Origin of the sequence: Paraburkholderia sp. SIMBA_027 (assembly GCF_046535315.1) — a bacterium.
Lineage (GTDB): Bacteria > Pseudomonadota > Gammaproteobacteria > Burkholderiales > Burkholderiaceae > Paraburkholderia > Paraburkholderia tropica.
The window spans coordinates 1-245 of the sequence record NZ_JAWRWY010001358.1 but is presented as its reverse complement, the minus strand read 5'-3'; the positions used below and the strand labels follow the sequence as shown (position 1 = coordinate 245).

The window sequence follows — 245 nt, the reverse complement described above, 5'->3', positions numbered from 1 at the left end:
CGAGCTGCATCGCATAGCAATGGCCCGGCATGTCGATCTCCGGAACGACGGTTATGCCGAACGAAGAGGCGAGCGAAACGATCTCTCGTACCGCAGCCTTGGTGTAGAACCCGCCCGTTCGAGCCGGGCTGGAGCCGAGAAGCGGCGGAATTGCCAGCCCGTGGCCGCGCCAGGCGCCAATCTCCGTCAGAGCCGGATAGGCGTCGATCTCTACGCGCCACGCTTCATCATCCGACAAATGCCAG

1 protein-coding gene is annotated in these 245 nt (G+C 63.3%); it reads right to left on the bottom strand.

The window, feature by feature from the left end:
* Positions 1–245, bottom strand: a 245-nt coding sequence (locus SB764_RS43610; RefSeq protein WP_410867254.1) for a family 20 glycosylhydrolase, incomplete at both ends; no start/stop codon positions are given.